This is a genomic window from Stenotrophomonas geniculata, assembly GCF_034508895.1.
Classification (GTDB): Bacteria; Pseudomonadota; Gammaproteobacteria; order Xanthomonadales; family Xanthomonadaceae; genus Stenotrophomonas; species Stenotrophomonas geniculata.
Window position 1 is genome coordinate 311990 of sequence record NZ_CP140571.1, and the last position, 19778, is coordinate 331767.

26 protein-coding genes, 1 tRNA gene and 1 riboswitch are annotated in these 19778 nt (G+C 66.2%); of the genes, 12 read left to right on the forward strand and 15 right to left on the reverse strand.

Features of this window, described 5'->3' with window-relative positions; translation table 11 throughout:
* Positions 1-65 precede the first annotated feature (65 nt).
* Together RI032_RS01470 and RI032_RS01475 are read left to right on the forward strand one after the other, a co-directional pair.
* Positions 66-500: an FKBP-type peptidyl-prolyl cis-trans isomerase gene (locus RI032_RS01470; protein ID WP_004152813.1), complete on the forward strand. Its 435-nt coding sequence runs from the start codon at positions 66-68 to the stop codon at positions 498-500.
* The gene (locus RI032_RS01475; RefSeq protein ID WP_322547746.1) at positions 487-1734 is read left to right on the forward strand and encodes a TIGR03862 family flavoprotein; all 1248 of its coding nucleotides are present in this window, start codon (positions 487-489) and stop codon (positions 1732-1734) included. The genes RI032_RS01470 and RI032_RS01475 overlap by 14 nt, the downstream gene beginning before the upstream one ends.
* A gap of 122 nt (positions 1735-1856) precedes the next feature.
* On the opposite strand, the gene RI032_RS01480 is transcribed toward RI032_RS01475, so the two are convergent.
* The 4 genes from RI032_RS01480 to RI032_RS01495 form a co-directional block, all read right to left on the reverse strand.
* Positions 1857-2318: a GNAT family N-acetyltransferase gene (locus RI032_RS01480; RefSeq protein ID WP_010486029.1), complete on the reverse strand. Its 462-nt coding sequence runs from the start codon at positions 2316-2318 to the stop codon at positions 1857-1859.
* 108 nt (positions 2319-2426) lie between these two features.
* The gene (locus tag RI032_RS01485; RefSeq protein WP_043402155.1) at positions 2427-4049 is read right to left on the reverse strand and encodes an FMN-binding glutamate synthase family protein; all 1623 of its coding nucleotides are present in this window, start codon (positions 4047-4049) and stop codon (positions 2427-2429) included.
* Between the two features lie 55 nt (positions 4050-4104).
* The gene (locus RI032_RS01490) at positions 4105-5391 is read right to left on the reverse strand and encodes a nucleotide sugar dehydrogenase (protein WP_049482979.1); all 1287 of its coding nucleotides are present in this window, start codon (positions 5389-5391) and stop codon (positions 4105-4107) included.
* A gap of 142 nt (positions 5392-5533) precedes the next feature.
* Positions 5534-5968: a BLUF domain-containing protein gene (locus RI032_RS01495; RefSeq protein ID WP_010486035.1), complete on the reverse strand. Its 435-nt coding sequence runs from the start codon at positions 5966-5968 to the stop codon at positions 5534-5536.
* A 132-nt stretch (positions 5969-6100) separates the two neighbouring features.
* Between RI032_RS01495 and RI032_RS01500 the strand changes: the two genes are divergently transcribed.
* A tRNA-Leu gene (locus RI032_RS01500) sits at positions 6101-6187 on the forward strand.
* 23 nt (positions 6188-6210) lie between these two features.
* Here RI032_RS01500 and hemN read toward each other — a convergent pair.
* A complete protein-coding gene (gene hemN, locus RI032_RS01505; protein ID WP_322547747.1) occupies positions 6211-7620 on the reverse strand; it encodes an oxygen-independent coproporphyrinogen III oxidase in 1410 nt (469 codons plus the stop codon).
* Positions 7621-7664: 44 nt separating this feature from the next.
* Entirely contained in the window at positions 7665-8105 is a 441-nt protein-coding gene (locus tag RI032_RS01510; RefSeq protein ID WP_109813828.1) for a group III truncated hemoglobin, read from the reverse strand.
* 179 nt (positions 8106-8284) lie between these two features.
* Here RI032_RS01510 and RI032_RS01515 point away from each other — a divergent pair, with 179 nt between their 5' ends.
* On the forward strand, positions 8285-8572 hold the full coding sequence (locus RI032_RS01515) for a hypothetical protein (protein ID WP_010486039.1): 288 nt from the start codon (positions 8285-8287) through the stop codon (positions 8570-8572).
* Positions 8569-9618 carry a 4Fe-4S dicluster domain-containing protein gene (locus RI032_RS01520; protein ID WP_322547748.1) on the forward strand — a complete coding sequence of 350 codons (1050 nt, stop codon included), beginning with the start codon at positions 8569-8571 and terminating at the stop codon, positions 9616-9618. The genes RI032_RS01515 and RI032_RS01520 overlap by 4 nt, the downstream gene beginning before the upstream one ends.
* Position 9619: 1 nt before the next feature.
* Here the strand turns inward: RI032_RS01520 and RI032_RS01525 are convergent, their stop codons facing one another.
* Complete coding sequence (locus RI032_RS01525) at positions 9620-9856, reverse strand: hypothetical protein (protein ID WP_010486041.1); 237 nt, start codon at positions 9854-9856, stop codon at positions 9620-9622.
* 353 nt (positions 9857-10209) lie between these two features.
* Entirely contained in the window at positions 10210-10419 is a 210-nt protein-coding gene (locus tag RI032_RS01530) for a Cro/CI family transcriptional regulator (RefSeq protein ID WP_260364329.1), read from the reverse strand.
* A 111-nt stretch (positions 10420-10530) separates the two neighbouring features.
* Here RI032_RS01530 and RI032_RS01535 point away from each other — a divergent pair, with 111 nt between their 5' ends.
* Together RI032_RS01535 and crcB are read left to right on the forward strand one after the other, a co-directional pair.
* Complete coding sequence (locus RI032_RS01535) at positions 10531-10932, forward strand: transcriptional regulator (protein ID WP_010486043.1); 402 nt, start codon at positions 10531-10533, stop codon at positions 10930-10932.
* A gap of 22 nt (positions 10933-10954) precedes the next feature.
* Positions 10955-11018, forward strand: a riboswitch (Fluoride riboswitch).
* An 82-nt stretch (positions 11019-11100) separates the two neighbouring features.
* Positions 11101-11493: a fluoride efflux transporter CrcB gene (crcB, locus tag RI032_RS01540; RefSeq protein WP_322547749.1), complete on the forward strand. Its 393-nt coding sequence runs from the start codon at positions 11101-11103 to the stop codon at positions 11491-11493.
* 4 nt (positions 11494-11497) lie between these two features.
* On the opposite strand, the gene RI032_RS01545 is transcribed toward crcB, so the two are convergent.
* A complete protein-coding gene (locus RI032_RS01545; protein WP_049413257.1) occupies positions 11498-12331 on the reverse strand; it encodes an AraC family transcriptional regulator in 834 nt (277 codons plus the stop codon).
* A 134-nt stretch (positions 12332-12465) separates the two neighbouring features.
* On the opposite strand from RI032_RS01545, the gene RI032_RS01550 reads away from it, so the two are divergent.
* Positions 12466-12960: a DUF6265 family protein gene (locus RI032_RS01550; RefSeq protein WP_057503616.1), complete on the forward strand. Its 495-nt coding sequence runs from the start codon at positions 12466-12468 to the stop codon at positions 12958-12960.
* Between the two features lie 58 nt (positions 12961-13018).
* Here the strand turns inward: RI032_RS01550 and RI032_RS01555 are convergent, their stop codons facing one another.
* Together RI032_RS01555 and RI032_RS01560 are read right to left on the reverse strand one after the other, a co-directional pair.
* Entirely contained in the window at positions 13019-13429 is a 411-nt protein-coding gene (locus RI032_RS01555; protein WP_322547750.1) for an SRPBCC family protein, read from the reverse strand.
* A 19-nt stretch (positions 13430-13448) separates the two neighbouring features.
* The gene (locus RI032_RS01560; protein WP_322547751.1) at positions 13449-14468 is read right to left on the reverse strand and encodes an aldo/keto reductase; all 1020 of its coding nucleotides are present in this window, start codon (positions 14466-14468) and stop codon (positions 13449-13451) included.
* A 103-nt stretch (positions 14469-14571) separates the two neighbouring features.
* Between RI032_RS01560 and RI032_RS01565 the strand changes: the two genes are divergently transcribed.
* Positions 14572-15489 (forward strand): LysR family transcriptional regulator, encoded by a 918-nt coding sequence (locus RI032_RS01565; protein WP_322547752.1) that lies wholly within the window; start codon positions 14572-14574, stop codon positions 15487-15489.
* Positions 15490-15499: 10 nt separating this feature from the next.
* Here the strand turns inward: RI032_RS01565 and RI032_RS01570 are convergent, their stop codons facing one another.
* Together RI032_RS01570 and RI032_RS01575 are read right to left on the reverse strand one after the other, a co-directional pair.
* The gene (locus RI032_RS01570; protein WP_425603821.1) at positions 15500-15784 is read right to left on the reverse strand and encodes a P-loop nucleotide/nucleoside kinase family protein; all 285 of its coding nucleotides are present in this window, start codon (positions 15782-15784) and stop codon (positions 15500-15502) included.
* Positions 15785-15813: 29 nt separating this feature from the next.
* Entirely contained in the window at positions 15814-16332 is a 519-nt protein-coding gene (locus tag RI032_RS01575; RefSeq protein ID WP_322547753.1) for a P-loop nucleotide/nucleoside kinase family protein, read from the reverse strand.
* Between the two features lie 261 nt (positions 16333-16593).
* Between RI032_RS01575 and RI032_RS01580 the strand changes: the two genes are divergently transcribed.
* Both RI032_RS01580 and RI032_RS01585 read left to right on the forward strand, forming a co-directional pair.
* Entirely contained in the window at positions 16594-17667 is a 1074-nt protein-coding gene (locus RI032_RS01580) for an alpha/beta hydrolase family protein (protein WP_134958228.1), read from the forward strand.
* A gap of 68 nt (positions 17668-17735) precedes the next feature.
* Complete coding sequence (locus RI032_RS01585; RefSeq protein WP_322548253.1) at positions 17736-18014, forward strand: thioesterase family protein; 279 nt, start codon at positions 17736-17738, stop codon at positions 18012-18014.
* Here the strand turns inward: RI032_RS01585 and RI032_RS01590 are convergent.
* Together RI032_RS01590 and RI032_RS01595 are read right to left on the reverse strand one after the other, a co-directional pair.
* On the reverse strand, positions 17931-18200 hold the full coding sequence (locus RI032_RS01590; RefSeq protein ID WP_029380059.1) for a hypothetical protein: 270 nt from the start codon (positions 18198-18200) through the stop codon (positions 17931-17933). The genes RI032_RS01585 and RI032_RS01590 overlap by 84 nt on opposite strands.
* Before the next feature lie 123 nt (positions 18201-18323).
* Positions 18324-19028: an ArsR/SmtB family transcription factor gene (locus RI032_RS01595; RefSeq protein WP_010486056.1), complete on the reverse strand. Its 705-nt coding sequence runs from the start codon at positions 19026-19028 to the stop codon at positions 18324-18326.
* A 105-nt stretch (positions 19029-19133) separates the two neighbouring features.
* On the opposite strand from RI032_RS01595, the gene RI032_RS01600 reads away from it, so the two are divergent.
* The gene (locus RI032_RS01600; RefSeq protein WP_322547754.1) at positions 19134-19775 is read left to right on the forward strand and encodes a flavin reductase family protein; all 642 of its coding nucleotides are present in this window, start codon (positions 19134-19136) and stop codon (positions 19773-19775) included.
* Positions 19776-19778 lie beyond the last annotated feature (3 nt).

Below are 19778 nucleotides of genomic sequence, written 5' to 3' on the forward strand. Positions count from 1 at the left end.
CATGATACCCGGCGCCGATGCGCTACCCTTGCCGCCCTCGCCCTGCGCCCTTCCGGAGACGCCCGATGCGCCGCCTGCTGCTTCCCCTGCTGCTGTCCCTCGCCGCCGTTGGCTGCTCGACCGAACCGTCCGGCCCGCCGCCGGGTGGCACCCTGACCACCTTCGAGCGCATCGATACCGTCCCAGGCACCGGCACCGAGGCCGTTGCCGGCAACAAGGTCACCGTGCACTACACCGGCTGGATCTATGACAACCGCACCGAGACCAAGCACGGCAAGACCTTCGACAGCTCGGTCAGCCGTGGCGAGCCGTTCACCTTCGCACTCGGCGCCGGCCAGGTCATCCGCGGCTGGGATGAGGGCGTGGCCGGCATGAAGGTCGGCGGCAAGCGCACGCTGATGATCCCACCGGACTACGGCTACGGCGACCGCCGGGTTGGCCCGATTCCGGCCGGCTCGTCTCTGGTGTTCGACGTCGAGCTGCTCGATGTCAAACCGTAATACCGCACTGCCCCAGCGGGTCGCCGTCATCGGCGGCGGCCCGGCCGGCCTGTTCGCCGCCGAGCGCCTGCGCGCCGCTGGGCTGGAGGTCGACCTGTACGAGGCCAAGGGATCGCCCGGCCGCAAGTTCCTGATCGCCGGCAAGGGCGGACTCAACCTGACCCATTCCGATCCGCGCCCGCTGTTCGACAGCCGCTACCGCGAGCAGGCTGCCGTGGTCTGCAGCTGGCTGGATGGCTTCGACGCGCAGGCACTGCGTGACTGGGCCGCCGGCTTCGGCGTGGAGACCTACGTGGGCAGCTCTGGCCGCGTGTTCCCGGTCGACCGCAAGGCAGCGCCGCTGCTGCGCGGCTGGGTGCGTCGGTTGAAGGAGCAGGGTGTGCGCCTGCACGCCAACCACCGCTGGATCGGCTGGAGTGATGAAGGCGCATTGCGCTTTGAAACCGAAGACGGCGCCGTTGAAGTACATGCCGATGCCACCCTGCTGGCCATGGGCGGCGGCAGCTGGCCGCAGCTGGGCAGCGACGGCGCCTGGGTCGCGCCACTGCAGGCCCGTGGCGTGGACATCGCACCGCTGCAGTCGGCCAACTGCGGTTTCGACGTGGGCTGGACCCCATTCTTCGCCCAGCGCAATGCCGGCGCGCCATTGAAGCCGGTGGTCGCGCACTGGATCGACCTGGCCGGACAGCCACAGTCGCTGCAGGGCGAATGCGTGGCCAGCGAGTACGGCATCGAAGGCAGCCTGATCTACGCGTTGGCGGCGGACCTGCGTGAGACCATCAACCGCGATGGCCACGCGATGCTGTGGCTGGACCTGGTGCCGGGCCGTGACGAGACGCGCCTGCTGGCCGATCTGTCACGCCCGCGCAAGGGCCGCAGCTTCGGCGAGCACCTGCGCCGCCAGGCCGGCCTGGATGCAGTGAAAGCCGCACTGGTGTTCGAGATTCTGGGTAAAGAAGCGGGCAACGACCTGCCGGCTGTGGCGGCTACGCTCAAGCGCCTGCCGCTGCGCCTGCTGCGTCCCCGGCCAATGGCCGAAGTGATCAGCACCGCCGGTGGCGTGCGCCTGGGTGCGCTGGATGATGGCCTGATGCTGCGGGCAGTGCCCGGGGTGTTCTGTGCCGGCGAGATGCTGGACTGGGAGGCACCGACGGGGGGCTACCTGCTGACCGCGTGCTACGCCAGTGGCCTGCGTGCTGCGGAAGGCGTGATCGGGTGGTTGGCCGGGCGCTGAAACCGGCCTTGTAGCGTCGAGCCATGCTCGGCTGCGCTACCTGTAGAGCCGAGCCCACGCTCGGCTTGAATCAAAAGCAGCCGAGCGTGGGCTCGGCTCTACAGAACGCAGAAAACGAGCACTCACCACGGCCGGCGCATGCTCACCGAAGCCAGCGCCATGCCGCTGGGATGCGGGTAGGCCTCTTCGCGCACACTGATGAACCCCTGCCGCTGATAGAACGGCACGGCGTTGAGCGAGGCCGACAGCACCACCTCACGCTCAGGATCGGCCATCGCCAGCAGGCGCTGCATCAGCGCCTGGCCGATGCCCTTGCCGCCACGATCCGGATCGACGAACAACGCGTCGACTTCATTGGCATCGGCATCAAACACGCCGAAGCCGAGCAGACTGCCCTGCTCGTCCTCGGCCACTACGCAGCCACCCTGCGACAACAGCCGCGCGTACTGCGACGGTGGCGGCGAGGCAGACCAGGGCGCAATGACTTCGGGCGGGTAATGGCTGCTGCAGGTCTCGCGCACGCAACGCGTGCGCAGCGCCCACAACATGGCCACGTCATCCATGGTGCCGGTCCTGAACTGCATGGCGCCTCCTTGTAGAGCCGAGCCCATGCTCGGCTGCTTCTCGATCACGCATCGCGATGTTGGAACGAAGATCAGCCGAGCATGGGCTCGGCTCTACAACACAACACGTTATCGCGACTTGCTGGCGCGCAGTGCCTGGATCTTCGGCGGCGGCTGGAAGGAATCGCTGCGTGCATCGGCCCAGAACGCATGGAACACCGCATGGTCGGGCACCTTGTGCAGCAGCTCGCCCGGTTCCAGGTAACGGTACAGCGAGGCCAGCGAACGGATCTCCACCGGCGAAACACGACGCAGGATGTGCTCCGGCCCAAGTTCAGCCGGGTCGTTCAGGCCCGCGGCACACAGCAGTTCCTTCAAGGCATGCAGCGTGTGCTCGTGGTAGCTGTACACACGAGTGGCCTTGTCCGGTGCATCCAGATGCTTCCAGCGTGCGGGATCCTGGGTCGCGATGCCGGTCGGGCACTTGTCGGTATGGCAGCTCAGTGATTGGATGCAGCCCAGCGCGAACATGAAGCCTCGGCCGGCATTGCACCAGTCGGCCCCCAGCGCGATGGTCCGCGCGATGTCGAACGCACTGGTGATCTTGCCAGCCGCACCGATGCGGATGCGATCGCGCAGATCGAGGCCGACCAGGGTGTTGTGCACCAGCAGCAGCGCCTCGTGCATCGGCACGCCGACATGGTCGACAAATTCGGCTGGTGCCGCACCGGTGCCGCCCTCGGCGCCGTCGACCACAATGAAATCCGGCAGCAACCCGGTTTCCTGCATCGCCTTGGCGATGCCGAACCACTCCCACGGGTGGCCGATGGCCAGCTTGAAGCCGACCGGCTTGCCACCGGACAACTCGCGCAGGCGGGCGACGAACTGCAGCAGCTCGACCGGCGTCGAGAACGCCGAGTGACGCGACGGCGACACACAGTCCACCCCCATCGGCACGCCACGCGTCACCGAGATCTCGGCGGTCACCTTCGGCGCCGGCAGCACGCCACCGTGGCCCGGCTTGGCGCCCTGCGACAGCTTGATCTCGATCATCTTGACCTGGTCATGGGTGGCATTGGCAACGAAGCGCTCCTCGCTGAAACCGCCCTTCTCGTCACGGCAACCGAAGTAGCCCGAGCCGATCTCCCATACCAGGTCACCGCCCATCTCGCGGTGGTAGGGCGAGATCGAACCCTCGCCGGTGTCGTGATAGAAGCCGCCCTGGCGCGCGCCTTCGTTCAGCGCGCGGATGGCATTGGCCGACAGTGAACCGAAGCTCATCGCCGAGATGTTGAACACGCTGGCCGAATAGGGCTTGGCACAGTTCGGGCCGATCAACACGCGGAAGTCATGCTTGGCGATGGCGGTCGGTGCCAGTGAATGATTGATCCACTCGTAGTCCACCGCATAGGTGCTGCGCAGGGTGCCGAACGGCACCGTGTCCATCTCGTTCTTGGCGCGCTGGTAGATCAGTGCCCGCTGCTGGCGCGAGAACGGCACGTCTTCCAGGTCGCTCTGCACGAAGTACTGGCGGATCTCCGGGCCGATCGATTCCAGCCCGTAGCGGAAGTGCGCCATCACCGGATAGTTGCGGCGCAGCGTGCTGCGCTTCTGCAGCAGATCCCAGGTCCCCAGCGCCACCATCGCGGCAGTCAGGCCGACGCCCCAATACCAGGCCGGCCAGATCGTGGCCAGCCACAGGCATATCGGGAACATCAGGATGGCGAGCAGGTAGACGATATACCGGTGCATGGCTTTCCTCGGTTGCAACTGCCCCCGAGTCTACCGCGCCGTTCACTGCCCGGGCTTACAAGCGGTCGTCAACCACGTTGCGCGGCCAGGCCGATTTCACGTCGTAGACCAGGCCACCCGGCGCCAACAGCCCCCGGATTGCGGATTCATCCATCGCCTTGAAACGGGCGTGGGCCACCGCCAGCACCACTGCGTCATAGCGCCCTGCCCCGGGCTCGGCCAGCCAATCCAGGCCCTCGCCGGTCAATGCCGCCGGGCCGACCCACGGGTCGCTGACCTCTACCTGCGCGCCGGCATCGCGCAGCCGTTGCGCCAGTTCCAGCGCGCGGCTGTTGCGCAGGTCCGGGCAATCCTCCTTGAAGGTCACGCCCAGCACCAGGATGCGTGCGTCCGCCGGCACACGGCCACGCTCGGCCAGCATCGCCAGCACCCGCGCCGCCACATGCTCGCCGACGCGGTTGTTGACCTGCCGTGCGGTGTGGATCAGGTCCGGGTGGTAGCCCACGCTCTCGGACTTGTGCAGCAGGTAATACGGATCGACGCCGATGCAGTGACCGCCGACCAGCCCCGGCCGGAACGGCAGGAAATTCCACTTGCTGCCGGCGGCGTCGAGCACGTCCTGGGTATCGATGCCGAGCCGATCGAATATCAGGGCCAGCTCGTTGACCAGCGCAATGTTGACGTCGCGCTGGATGTTCTCGACCACCTTGGCCGCCTCAGCCACGCGCATCGAAGGTGCCGGGAACGTACCGGCGGCGATGATGCGCTGGTACAGACCATCAATCACCGCAGCGACTTCCGGTGTCGAGCCGGACGTGATCTTGCGGATGTCGGCCAGGCGCCGCTGGCGGTCGCCGGGACTGACCCGTTCCGGGCTGTAGCCGCAATAGAAGTCTTCGTTGAAGCGCAGGCCCGACCCCTGCTCCAGCAGCGGCACGCACACTTCCTCGGTGGTGCCGGGGTACACCGTGGACTCGTAGATCACCAGATCGCCGGCGCGAAGATGACTGGCAATCAGTCGTGTCGCCGAACGCAGGGGCTCCAGGTCGGGCTGCTCGTATGCATCGATCGGGGTCGGCACGGTGACGATGTAGACATTGCAGGCATCAAGCAATGCCGGATCACTGCCGAACTGCAGCCGCTGCGCACTGGCCAGCTCGTCGGCTTCCATTTCCAGCGTGTGGTCCTGGCCGCTGCGCAGCTCGGCGATGCGACCGGCATCGATATCGAAGCCCAACGTCGGCCACTGCCGGCCAAACGCCACCGCCAAAGGCAGGCCGACATAACCCAGGCCGATCACCGCAAACCGGGGGGCGCTGGCCGCCGCAACCGGCGCACTCATCGGCACATCCCGTGCAACGGATGCGATCGCACATACGCTGCCATGGCTTCGGCCAACACACTCATCTGCTGCACCACTCCGGAAAACCTGCGCCAGAAAGGCTACAGCCTACCGGCCCCGGCGCCCTGCCGCCAAGGCGGGCTCAGGACCCCAACGCCACCGCGGCCGGTTCCAGTTCACCGTCGGCGCCGGTCCAGGCCTGCAGCAGGCGCTCGAATCCACCACTGCCAAGCAGGAAGCCGGGCCACGCGGCATCGACAATCTGCGCCAGCAGCTCCGGCTCGATCCGCCGCGTGCCCATCGACCAGCGCGGAAATGCGCGCTGCACCACGGGTGCACGGCACAGCACTTTCAGCTGCACGTGGCTGCGCGCGTTGAGAATGCGCTGGAACACCGAATCGATGCCGTCCTCCGGGCCCTCGAGATACTGCAGGAAGCGTGCTCCGTCGAACATCAGGACACCGGTGACACCGGCTACACGATTGAATGCCGTGGCGTCGGCCAGCAGGCGGTCAAGATCGGTTGTCTGCAGATCGGCGCGGGCCTCACTGGCATAGGCAATCGCGTGCAGCGACATCAGGTGGCTCCCCCCCCTGGGAACGATGGCAGGGACTATGACATGAATGCGATCGACAGTTAAGCACGCCGCCGCCGTGATGCAATCCGGTCGCGGCACCGCAGGTGGGCTACAATCGGCGCCGCGCTGCAGGCCCGGATGGCGAAACTGGTAGACGCATCGGACTTAAAATCCGCCGGGGGCAACCCCATGCCGGTTCGATTCCGGCTCCGGGCACCACGCGAGCGCAGCACACGCTACCTTCAGATCGCCCGCGAGTAACGCGGTTGCTCATGTGCGGCACGCAGGTACGGGTCGAAGCACATCGCCAGCAACCGCAGCAATGGCCGCCCAGGTTCGCTGGCACGCACCACGCCATCGCGGTATTCGGCCAGGCCGTCTTCCTGCAGCCGCTGCACCGAACGCAGGTCCTCGGCGAAGTACTGCTCGAAATCCACACCGTGACGCTGCCCCAGCAGCACGCCATCTACCTCGCCCTGGCACATCAGCTGCTGGATCAGTTCCGCACGCAGCTGGTCGTCGGCACTCAACGCCACGCCGCGCCAGACCGGCAGCTGGCCTTGGTCCACCGCATCCTCCCACGACGGCAGATCGCGCGGATTCTGGCTGTAGGTGGCACCGATGTGGCTGATCGCACTCACGCCCAGGCCAAGCAGATCAGTATCGGCGTGGGTGGTATAGCCCATGAAGTTGCGATGCAGCTGGCCGGCGCGCTGTGCGCGCGACAGATCCTCTTCCGGCAGTGCGAAGTGATCCATGCCGATGTACTGGTAGCCAGCCGCGGAGAGCTTCTCCACCGCCAGGCCCAGCAGCGCCAGCTTGTCTTCCGGCGAAGGCAAGCGGCTTTCGTCGATCTGCTTCTGCGCGCGGAACAGATGCGGCAGATGCGCGTAGCCATACACCGCCAGGCGATCCGGGCGCAGCGCCAGCACCCGTTCGAGGGTGCGGCCGAATCCTTCCAGGCTCTGCCCCGGCAGGCCATAGATCAGGTCAACGTTGACCGAACGCATGCCGCTGTCGCGGCAGGCGCGCAGGATATCCAGCGTCTGCTGCACACCCTGTATGCGGTTGATCGATTCCTGCACCTGCGGGTCGAAATCCTGCACGCCGAGGCTGGCCCGGTTGAAGCCCAGCCGCGCCAGCATGGCGACGTCGCGGGTGTCGATGAAGCGCGGATCGAGTTCGATCGAGAAATCGCGCTGCGGCGAATCACTGAAATCGAAGCGCCGGCGCAACCCTTCCACCAGCATGGTCATCGCCTCGGCATCGAGGAAGTTCGGCGTACCACCGCCCAGGTGCAGCTGGATCACCTCGCGGCCGTCATCGAACTGCGGCGCCAACAGGTCGGCCTCGGCCAGCACGCGCGAGACGTAACTGTGGCCACGACCGCGATCGCGGGTGATCACCCGGTTGCAGCCGCAGTAGAAGCAGGGGCTGGAACAGAACGGCACATGCACATACAGCGACAGCGCGCGGGCCAGCTGGTTGCTGTCGGAGATCGCTTGGCGCAGCGCCGGCGCGTCGAAGCCATCATGGAAATGCGGCGCGGTCGGATACGAGGTGTAGCGCGGGCCCGGCCGGTCGTGCCGGCGCAGAAGGTCGGGGTCGAAGGTCCAGGCCAGGCCACCGGCGGCGGGAGAGAACGTGTCCATGCCGCCAGCATCGCGCCGGGCGGCCTGCGCCGCCTTGACCCAGATCAATCCTTGCCGGGGATCCCCAGCACCGGCAGGCCCACCTGCGGCCAGCGCAGCATCTGGTAGCGCTTCCAGAAGGTGTCACCGATGCGCGCGGCCACGTCGTTGGCCAGTTCCTGCATCGGCGGGTTGTTGCATTCGGCAGTGGTGATCCGGAACAGCACCAGCCAGCGGTCGAACAGGTCCTTGTCCAGCTCGATGGCCATGTGCTTGGACATCGGCGAGCCCTTGAAGCGGCGGGTACCGCGCAGCATCGCCGACCAGAAGTCGACCAGCTGCGCCAGATGCTCAGGCCAATCGTGGACGTGCGCCTCGAACACCGGTCCCAGCCGTTCTTCCTCACGCACGCGGGCATAGAAATCGTGAACCAGGCGGGTCACTTCCTGCTCGGTGCACAACCCGGGCGAGGCGACGGGGAGGACAGGCGGCGGTGTTGCGTTCATCGGGGTACCCAAAGCGTGCCGGCAGTGTGCCGCACCCAGGCGGCAGCGCCGTTGATCCAGATCAATGTCGGCGCAGTCCGCTGCACCTAGGCTGGCACGCTTGCAGGAAGCATGCCCTGCGGATGCCGCGCCAGCCTTGGCGAAGTATACGCGCCGCCCACTTTTCGATCCGGGACAGCATGAACAGACCTTCTCCCAACCGCCGCCAGAGGCTGATCCAGCAGTGGGGCGCCATCCTCTGGCCCAGCTTCATCGCCGCCGGCGTTGCCAGCGTGGTGTTCTTCGCCTTCGTCGATCCGTTGCGCCTGCAGGCCATCAGTTTCCCGGGCACGGCCATCAGTCGCGAACTGGGCTATACGGCGGGATTCTTCATGTTCTGGTCGGTGACGGCACTGTCCAGCGCGGTCACCTGGTACCTGCAGCGGCCGATGCCGAGCGATGACGACGACGAGCTGCCGCTGGGATGAGTACGTCCTGCACCCGGATCCCTCGTCCCTGGCACTGGCGCGGCACGCTCAGCGCCGCCTTGCTGGCGCTGTTCTACGCACTGCCGTGGCTGCGCTGGGAGGGTCGCCAGGCGCTGTTGCTGGACATCAACGCGCGGCGATTCGACCTGTTTGGCTGGACGTTGTGGCCCAGCGACGCCGGCGTGCTGATCGGACTGCTGGCGGTGCTGGCGGTGGGCCTTGCGCTGCTTACCCACCTCGCCGGGCGCATCTGGTGCGGCCATGCCTGCCCGCAGACCCTGTGGCGGCGCGCCTTCGACTGGATCGCCCGCAGCGCGGCCCGCATGCTGCCTGCACCTGCTGTACGCCCGGCCACCCAGCTGGCCTGGGGGCTGTTGTCGCTGTGGACCGGGATCACCTTCGTCGGCCTGTTCAGCCCCATCGCCGAACTGGTGACCGCTGCGCCCCACGCCGGCTGGAGCCGCTGGGAAACCTTCTGGGTGCTGTTCTATGCAGCCGCGACCTGGGGCAATGCCGGTTTCCTGCGCGAGCAGGTCTGCCGTTCGCTGTGCCCGTTCGCACGCATGCAGCCGCTGCTGACCGATCCGCACACACCGCGCATGCTGTACGACGCCCGTCGCGGTGAGCCGCGCGGGCCACGTCCGTCCGGGCTTGGCGGAGTACTGGGCCGTGGCCGCGGCCTGCTCGACCCGACCACTGCGCAGGACTACGTATTCCGCGCCGCGCATCCGCTGCTGGCCGGACCGATGCCGACCTTCAGCGCCGACCGCCTCGGTGACTGCATCGACTGCGCTGCTTGTGTCACCGCCTGCCCGATGCAGCTGGACATCCGCCAGGGGCCGCAGGCCGATTGCCTGGCCTGCGGCGCCTGCCTGGAGGCCTGCGCACAACAACAGCACCGGGCCGGTTTCGGTCCGGGGCTGGTGCGCTACTGCAGTCCGCAGGCGATGGCTGGACAACCGAAGCGCCTGTGGCGACCCCGGACCCTGGCCCTGCTGTCCTTGTTGCTGGCGCTGCTTGCCTGCGGCGCCTGGCGCCTGCTCTGAATCAACGCGCCCCGTTGGCGTGCGGCGGCACAAGCTGCGCACGCCGGACGATGCCCAGCTGTTCGATGATCAGCGCCATTTCGTTGGTGACTTCGGTACGCTCGGTCCCCTGCGGGACCAGACGGTCCAGCACCTGCTGGTAGGTATCCCAGAACGCCGGACCGCATCCGTGTTTGTGGTAACTGGCTTCCAGTTCGCGGCGTACCCGTTCAGCCAAGCCATGCATGCCGTATTCCATACGACCTCCGTTGGACTTGTTCTGCATTGTTGACGGTCTACCGACTCACTTGCGTGCTACTGAAAGACTCCCAGGCTTCACGCTTGGTTGACTCCAATTAGTCATAGATTTCACGACAGGTCAATTACATGCAGCGACTTTCGTGATTGAAATTATTAATCGTTCACGAAACTACATACGGGGACCCGCCCCCCCCGGATGGGGTGAAGCCGACAGTAAGCGGGACCCAGAGACCGACACCTCCAGTAGATGGCGCCGATTGTGATTCTCAGATCGATCGATCTTACCTATTTTGCTAAGCATACTTAGCAGAAGGCGCTTAGCGTGCTAGATGCGACAAAAGGCGGCGCAAGTCAGATGGATTCGCCCACCGACGCTTCTGTCCTGGGGAACAGGTTCGGATAGCGCTGATGCAGGATGTATTGCCGCAGGGCCGGAATCGGGAAGTCCCTCGGCCATTGCGACACTGCGGAACGGCTTATGCCAAAGAAGCGTGCCAGTTCGGCGTCGGTGCGGAATCCCAGCCGGGTGCGCACCTGCCGCTTGCTCCAGAATTCGGTCACGGTCGGTCCTTCTGTTAACCAGACTGATTCTTGCGACAAGGCTTCTTCGCAATCCACGCGTTAAGCTGGCTTGCATAGATGAATACTCTCGGCCAACGACTCGCGGCAGCCATGAAGAAAGCGGGGCACCCACGCCCGGCCGATCTGGCACGCGCCGCCAAATCAACGACAGCAACCATCAGCAACTGGCTCAACGATCACGTGAGCGCCTCGCACGTGAAAGCCGAACAGCTGTTCCGCATCGCAGATGCGGCCAAGCTGGACGCCCGCGAACTGCTGTACGGGGTCAGCGGGCTCGGCGTCGGTGAGCCCGGCAGTGCCTACATCCCCAGCCAGGCCCATCTGGATGTCTGGCAGGACGCCTACGAGCTGGTCAGCCATCTGGTGGCCGAGAACGGGCTGGAGATCGACCACCGCCGCCATGCGGCGCTGGATCTGCTCGCGTTCGAACTGCTGATGGATGGCTTCAGCCGCAGCAAGGTGGCTCGCGTTCTGACGACCTCGATGACGTGAATGCACCGCCGCTGATAGCATGGACCACGATGGGGATGGGGCTCCCCCGATAACCGCCTGAGAAGGCTGATGGCTCCTGCCAGGACGAACCCGGTGTTCGTCGACGGCAGGTCGTGCCTGCCCTCGGCGTTCGCCATTGACCCTGCGAACCCGCATTCGAGGCACGCCATGCAAGCATTGAACAATTATTTCCTGGTCTTCGTCGGCGGCGGCATCGGCGCCTGCCTGCGCCACGCCTGCAACCTGATCGGCGCGCGGGTGGCGGTCGGCAGTCCCTGGCCCTGGTCGACCTTCCTGATCAACATCAGCGGTGCGCTGCTGATGGGCGTGGTGGTCGAGGTCTTCGCCATGCGTAATGGCGCCTCGCCGCAGCTGCGCCTGCTGCTGGCCACCGGCATCCTCGGCGGCTACACCACGTTTTCCACCTACGCGCTGGAGATCGGCCTGCTGCTGCAGCGTGGCCAGCATGGGCTGGCGGCACTGTATGCCGGTGGCTCGGTGGCGCTGGGCCTGGCCGGTCTGTTCGGTGGCATGAAGCTCGTCCGGCTGGTGCTGGGCTGACCGATCAGGCCGCGCTGGCCCGCGCCTGCCCGCGCCATTCCCGTGGCGACTGCCCGGTATGCGCCTTGAACGCGCGCGACAACGCCGCTTCGCTGCCATAGCCCACATCGTCGGCGATCCGCTTCAGCGGCCGCCCCTGCCGCAGCGCCTGTTGCGCGAGCCCAACCCGCCACCCCTGCAGGTACTGGCCTGGCGTGGTGCCCATCGCCTCGCGGAAGCTGGCGGCGAACACGCTGCGTGACATGCCGGCGACCTCGGCCAGGTCTTCCAGGGTCCAGGACTGTGCGGGCGCTTCATGCATCGCCACCAATGCCAGCCGCAGCCGCGGATGACCCAGCCCGGCGAACAGGCCGCCGCGCATCTCGCCACCTTCCATCAGCTGGCGCAGCACTTGGATCATCACCACCTCGAACAGCCGGTTGACCATCGCTGCCCGCCCGCAGCGCTGCTCGAACGCCTCTTCGAACAGCAGTTCCAGCGCCGCGTTGCCTCCATACAGGTCGGCCAGCGGCAAGCAGATGAAATCGGGCAGCGCAGCACTGATCGGATTGAGCCGTCCGCCCTCGAAATGCAGGTTGGCGCAGGCCATGTCGGCGCCCTGCTGCGGGTCGGTACTGAAGCGATGTGGCATCGGCCGCGGATACAGCAGCAGGCTCGGCACTTCGACCTGCACGGTCTGCTGCCCGTGACTGACCTGCAGCGGCCCGCGCCGCACCAGGTGCAACTGACCCGCCTCATCCTCACCCTCCAGCGTGTTGATGCCGCACAGCGCGCCGGCATGGAACACCGAAGCCGTGACCGCGAAGCGTTCAAGAAGGATGGCGAGGCGGTCGACCATGGCGGGACTCCGGGTCAATCAAAAATGGCTCAATGCGACAGATCGTATCGGAATCAGCACTGGAAGGGACGGCACTGGCCGCGTGATCCCCCGGGCGCTATACAGGCCGCACATTCCCGCGCATGGAGGCACCGATGTCGCTCCGCATCGCCCTGGCCCTGTTGCCGCTGCTGCTCGCGGCCCCGCACGCACTGTCCGCCTCACCCTCGAAGATCGAACACCTGGCCTGGCTGGCCGGTTGCTGGCAGCTTGATGGCCAGCCGGCCGGTGCCGGCGAGCAGTGGTCCACCCTGGCTGGCAACACCCTGTTCGGCAGCAGCCGCACCCTGCGGGACGGCCGCACGGTGGGCTTCGAGTTCATGCAGCTGCGCCAGCATGATGATGGACGCCTGGTGCTGACCGCCCTGCCCTCTGGCCAGAACGCCACAGACTTCAACGCCACCCGGGTCGATGGCAATGAAGCCGTGTTCGAGAATCCCGCCAACGACTTCCCGCAGCGTATCCACTACCAGCGCCTCGACGACCAGCGCGCGCATGCGCGCATCGAGATTGCGCAGGACAATCCGAAGCAGGCAATGGACTTTCCCATGCATCGCGTCGCCTGCGGTGGACCGGCGCCCACACACTGACACGCAAACGCCCCGGACCGGCCGGGGCGTCTGCATGCGGTCAACACCACACGGGCATTCACCCGGCCAGCGTGGTTTCCAGTGCCTTCAGGCCATCGCGATAGATGCCCTCGAACAGCGCGGACGCCGCTTCGTCGCTGACGTCCACCGGGGTGAACTCACCGGACCAGTCGATCCTCGAACCACTGCCCTGCTCGACCACGCGCAGGGTGGAACGGTAGCCCGTGACCGGGAACGGCGCCTGCAGGATCGAGTAGGTGTAGCTGCGATCGGCCTGGTCGAAGGCTTCCAGGCGCTCGACGATGGCATCGCCATCGGGATTGGCCAAATGGCGCACGCGACCACCTTCACTGAGCGCGCTCCGGGGAATGTACGGAAGCCAGTCGGGCAGCGAATCGAAGCCGCCGATGAGGTTCCAGACCAGGTCGGCCGGGGTCGGCACGGTGATGGATACAGATGCAGTTGCCATGGGAAGATCTCCTTGGTACTCAGATGTTGTCGATCGGCAGCGGGGCGTTGGCCGCAACCAGGCCATGGGCGCGCAGTTCCTGCCAGAACCCGGCCGGGATGACTTCCTTCAGTGCGGCGTAGTCTTCGGCGATGCGCTCGGGACGGCTGGCGCCCGGGATCACCGCCGCCACTGCCGGGTTGGCCAGCGAAAACTGCAGGGCGGCCGCCTTGATGCTGATGCCGCACTCGGCCGCGATGGCCTTGATGCGCTCGACCTTGGCCAAGATCTCCGGCGACGCCTTCTGGTACTCGTAGTGGCTGCCACCGGCCAGCACGCCAGAGCTGTACGGACCGCCGACCACGATGCCGGTGTTGCGTTCGGCCGCCTTGGGCATCACCCGCTGCAGCGCACGCTCGTGGTCGAGCAGCGAGTAGCGGCCGGCCAGCAGGAAGCCATCCGGACGGGCTTCATCCAGGTCCAGGGTCAACTCGATCGGCTCAACACGGTTGACGCCCAGGCCCCAGGCCTTGATCACGCCTTCCTCGCGCAGGCGGGTCAGCACCTTGAAGGCGCCGCGGCGTGCGGTCTCGAAGTACGACAGCCACTCATCACCGTAGAAGTCCTGGGCGATGTCGTGCACCCAGACGATATCGAGGCGATCGGTCTTCAGACGCTTGAGGCTGTCATCGATCGAGCGCAGGGTGGCATCGGCCGAATAGTCATTGACCAGCTTGTTGGGGCGGCCGGCGACGAACAGGCCGCCCTTCTCGCCCAGATCACGGGTGCTGGTGTCTTCCACTTCATCCAGGATCAGCCGGCCGACCTTGGTGCTGAGCACGAAGTCGTCGCGGTTGCGCTTGGCCAGCGCGTCGCCGAGCCGGATCTCAGCCAGGCCGGCGCCGTAGAAGGGGGCGGTGTCGAAGTAGCGGGTGCCCTGTTCCCAGGCCGCGTCCACCGTGGCCCGGGCCTCGGCTTCCGGGATGTCACGGAACATGTTGCCCAGCGGCGCGGTACCGAAGCCGAGGGTCTTGCCAGCCAGCAGAGTGTTGATGCTCATGGGGTTCCCCTTGGGGAGGTTGTTGAGGTTGAGGCACAGGCTAGGCTTGCCCGATCAGACTGTCCAAGACATAATTTATCAATCTTGAGTCCCGAATGGTCTTATGCTCGATCTCCGCCAACTGCGCTATTTCGTGGCCGTCGCCGAAGATGAACACGTCGGCCGCGCTGCCGAGCGCCTTCACATCTCCCAATCCCCGCTCAGCCGGCAGATCGCCCAGCTGGAGGAACGGTTGGAACTGCAGCTGTTCGAACGCTCGCAGCAGCGCATCCGGCTGACCGCCGATGGCCGCACCTTCCTGGCCGAGGCGCGCGCCCTGCTGACCCACGCCAACCGGCTGGAATCGCTGGCACGTCGGCTGGGCCGCGGCGACGAAGGCGGCCTGTGCATCGGCTATCTGGAATACGCGATGCACTCCGGCGTATTGCCCACCGCCCTGCGCGAACTGCGCGGCGACCGCCCGGCGGTACACATCGCGCTGTACAACCAGCAGTCGGACGTGCAGCTGGAAGGCCTGCGCCAACGCAGCCTGGACATCGCCCTGGTCTGCGAACCACCGGCGTTCGACGATCCGGACCTGGACGCCACGCAGGTGCTGAACGATCCGATGCTGCTGGCGCTGCCGGCCGGCCACCCACTGGCCAGTACAGAGACCATCACGCCCGAGGATCTGGCCAGCCAGCAGTGGATCGGCGTGATGCACAAGGAAAGCGCGCTGCGCCATGACACCTTCATCGCCGCCTGCGCGAAGGCCGGTTTCACCCCGACCATCGCCATGGAGGCGACCGAGCCGCTGGCCGCGCTCGGTCTGGTCGCCGCCGGGCTGGGCCTGACCACCATTCAGCGCAGCCTGGACCACCAGGCACCGGCGGGCGTGGTGCTGCGCGAGCTGCCGTGGTTCAGCTACCGCACACCGCTGTGGGCGGCCTGGCACCGCATCAACCTGCGCCCGCTGGTCGAGACCTTCCGCGGGACGCTGGTGCAGACCGCTACCGAGGGCAAGCCGGCCTTCGTCGACTGAACCGACCGCGCTATGCCGGGCCTGCCTGGGTGTAGCGCGTCACCACAAAGCCCTCTTCCGCAGCTGGTGCAACGAAGTGGCGGGTGATCTGCTCGAACTCCTCGTCGCTGACCTGGAACGGATGCTCGCCGAGTGCATTGCGCGCGCGCAGCCGCGCCTTGCAGACCTCGTCGGCAACATCGAGGAAATGCAGTTGATATGCAGCGCCAGCCGGCGACAACACTTCACGTGCCCACGCGCGGCTGGCTGGCGTATTGAATGGAAAATCGAGCACCACCGAAACAACCGAGGGCAAGCCGGCCTTCGTCGACTGAACCGACCGCGCTATGCCGGGCCTGCCTGGGTGTAGCGCGTCACCACAAAGCCCTCTTCCGCAGCTGGTGCAACGAAGTGGCGGGTGATCTGCTCGAACTCCTCGTCGCTGACCTGGAACGGATGCTCGCCGAGTGCATTGCGCGCGCGCAGCCGCGCCTTGCAGACCTCGTCGGCAACATCGAGGAAATGCAGTTGATATGCAGCGCCAGCCGGCGACAACACTTCACGTGCCCACGCGCGGCTGGCTGGCGTATTGAATGGAAAATCGAGCACCACCGAAACACCCGCCTGCAGCAATGCACGCAGATGATCGGCCAGCACGGTGCGCAACGTAGCTGCGCGCTGCAGATAGTCGGCAATGGAATGGATTTCGCCCGGGTACAGCGCCGCCAGCCATGCGTCTTCGCTGATCAATACGTGGCGCGGCGCCAATGCCAGCTGCTGAGACAGGGTGGATTTGCCGGCACCGATCTTGCCGCACACCAGGTGCAGGGTCGGCGCAGGGTCGTTCGATGAAAAGTCGTGCATCTGCGTTCTCCTGGGTGGATTCCACTACCCGGGAGAGCGCTGCATGCAGCCCGCCTTCCCGGGCGGGCTGCATGGCCGTGACGACCGCGCGCTACCCCGCCTTCCCGTGGGGAATGCGGATAATCGACGCAGTGCTGTGCAGGGCCATGCCGCCAGCGTAGAGCGCAGCACGGTCGGCCGGCAATGCCCTGCGGCAGTGCAGCGCGCGCAAGGTGGCTCAGGGATCTATGCTCGGCGCCATTCCCGCATGGAATGACCCCGATGCGTCCCTTGCTTCGATGCGCTGTTGCCCTCTGCCTGCTGCCCTGGATGACATCGCTGGCTGCACCGCCGACGGCGGCACGCATGCTCAGCGGCGAACTGCAGGGCGCGCCCTGGCGGCTGGATGTGCCAGCGAACTGGAATGGCGAGCTGGTGATGCTGGCCCATGGCTATGAACCGGTCGGCGTGCCGCGCACCGTACCCATGGCGGCCAATGACAGCACTGCGCCACTATTGGCAGCAGGTTACGCGGTCGCGCAGAGTGCCTATGCCAGCCAGGGCTGGGCGGTGGCCGATGCGATCACCGATACGGAACGCCTGCGCCAGCAGGTAGTGGCTGAACTCAAGCATGTACGCCACACCTGGATGCTGGGATTCTCGATGGGCGGTGCCGTGACCATTGGCAGCCTCGAGCGCTTCCCGCAACACTACGCCGGTGGTGTGTCGCTATGCGGCGCCAATCTCAGTGGCGAACAGATCGCGACCGATCTGCTGACCACGCTGGTCGCATTCGATTACTTCTTCCCCAAGGCGGAGGGGCTGCCGGGCACCGGGTTGGTATCGCGCGAAGCAGCCATGCTGCCGCAGGGTGAGCTGTACCAGGGCATCGCCAATGCTCTGCAACACGATCCGTTGCACGCTGCATTGCTGGCGCAGCGGCTGCAGGTCTCCGCTGATGCACTGGCCGGCACGATCAGCCTGCACGCACTGGTCCTGCATGAACTGGCCACGCGCAGCGGCGGCATGCCGGTCGGCAACCTTGGTGTGATGTACAGCGGATTCGGTGACGACGCCGCGTTCAATGCCGGCGTGCAACGCATCGATCCCGTGCCTGCGGCGCAGGCGCATGTCCGCAATGCGCTCGCATTGACCGGCGCGGTGAAGCGACCGCTGGCGATCCAGTTCAACCACAACGACCCCACCATCGTGCCGCACATGCAGGCGGTGTATCCGCAGATGGCCGCACGGGCTGGCGCGCGACCATTGCCGCGCGTGCTGCCGCCAGTGGGCGAAGGGCATTGTGGCTTCTCTGGATCACAGATTGTCGATGCGTTGAAGACGGTCCAGCACTGAGCCGGCGTGTGCCGCAGTTCATCAGGGACCCACCCAAAGGACTGCTCGGCACCATTCCGATCGAAGCGATGGAGGCCGACGTACAGGTGCTGCGCGCTGGTCGCACCATCGAACTGGTCGAAGCTACGCTGCGTCATGACGATCGCCCGGCGCTGCGCGTGCGTGCATGGTTGATGCGCCCGAACGATACGCAGGCCATCGCCGGCACGCCGATCGCTGCCATTGCAGCGCCGGAATCAATGCCCGCATGGGATCCAGCGGCGTCAGCCGCCCAGCGTGCCCATGGTGAAGGTGTAGCCGGAGCTCATCAGGAATTCGCGCATGCGCATCTCCGCGCGCCGCGGTGAGGCGAGGTTGGCCGGTGCATACAGCGCGTAAACCACGCCCGCGCCTTCGATGGACTCGCGGCGTACCCCGCAGTGGCGGGTCTCCGAAGCAATCACCCATCCATCCTTCAGTCGATCCGGTCCAATCGACTGGCCGTTCATCAGCCGGAACGTCAGCCAACGTACTTCCACAGAAGATTTGCTCATTGCCGGCGTACCGCCAGCGTGCCGCGATCGTTCATGTCCTTGCTCGCCATTGCAGCTCCCTAAGACTTGGAACTCGACCATAGCGCCTTGCCATGTCGTGGGCGAATGAGACTGGCAGGGCACTTATGTCGCCAGGCCGAACCGCTTCCACAGTGCTTCCCGCCCCGGCTGCGTCAGCCGCAGTTCGCGTCGGCCCTCAATCCGCCGAAGCCAATCGTTCTTCACGAAGCTGTCCAGCATCGCCTCGCCGACCAGCCCGGCCAGATGCGGGCGCCGCTCGGTGCAATCCAGGCATCCTCGGCAATAGCGTGCAGGCTTGACCGTCACGGGAAGCCGCAACAGTTCAGTCAGCGGCTGGCCGAGCTCCCGCAGGAACGCTGCACCCTCCACACTCACCTGCCAATGCCCCTCGTGCGGGACCAGGTGTCCTGCCCCCAGCAAGCGGTCGGTGATCGCCACCGCGTGCACGCCGGCCAGATGCCGATAGCAGCTCCGCGCCTGACGCAACGCCGGCATGCTGCGTGATGCGGAAACCGTGCAGGACGGCGTGCGGTCGGCAACGCGCAGGATGCCCTCCAGCATGTCGGCAACCTCGTGCGAGGCCAGCCGGTGGTAGCGGTGTCGCCCCTGCGCGACGGCGACCAGCAGATCGCCCTCAATCAGCCTGCGCAGATGCGTGCTCGCCGTCTGCGGTGTCACTCCGGCCACACGAGCCAGCTCCGTCGCGGTATACGCACGCCCATCCATCAGCTGCAGCAGCATGGCCGCGCGCGCCTGGTCACCGACCAGGGCACCGACGCTGACAAGGGAACCGGAGGTGTGGACCATGCCCGCATTGTGGCACGCCGTTGCGCGCCGACAGTTCGATGCAGGCCGAAGCATCGGCACCCGCTGCCACGGCACAGTGGACACCCCGATAGTGCAAGGCCTGCCGTGAAAGCCGCTCCGATCCCCCGCCGCCGCATCACCCCTTCGGTCCTGTATCCCGGCACACCGGTGCTGCTGATGACCACGCTGAACGACGATGGCAGCAGCAACATCAGTCCGTTGTCTTCGTTCTGGGCCTTGGGCAACCGGGTGGTGCTGGGCATCGGCGTGCAGGGTCAGGGCTATCGCAACCTGCAGTTGCGCAACGAGTGCGTAATGAACTTCCCCTCATCCGCGCAGGCCGCACAGGTCGAGGCCATCGCGCGGGCGACAGGCTGCGATCCGGTGCCCACTGCCAAACAGGCGGTGGGCTACGTGCACGTGCGCGACAAGTTCGCGCTGGGGGGTTTCAGCGCAGTCGCCTCCACCCACGTCGCGCCAGAGGCGATTGCCGAGTGCCCGCTGCAGGTGGAAGTCAGCGTGATGGCGATGCACCCGCCCGGCGAGGATGACGGCCAGGGCTTCGTGATCGTTGAGGGACGGATCCGTTGCGTGCATGCGCACGAAGCGATCACCGTGGCGGGCACCCAGCACATCGACGTTGCGCACTGGAAACCGCTGATCTACCTGTTCCGCCACTACCTGGGCGTAAGCGAACCGGTCGGGCGCAACTTCCGCGCGGAGACGCCCGTGGGGGCTTCTGTCTAGCTC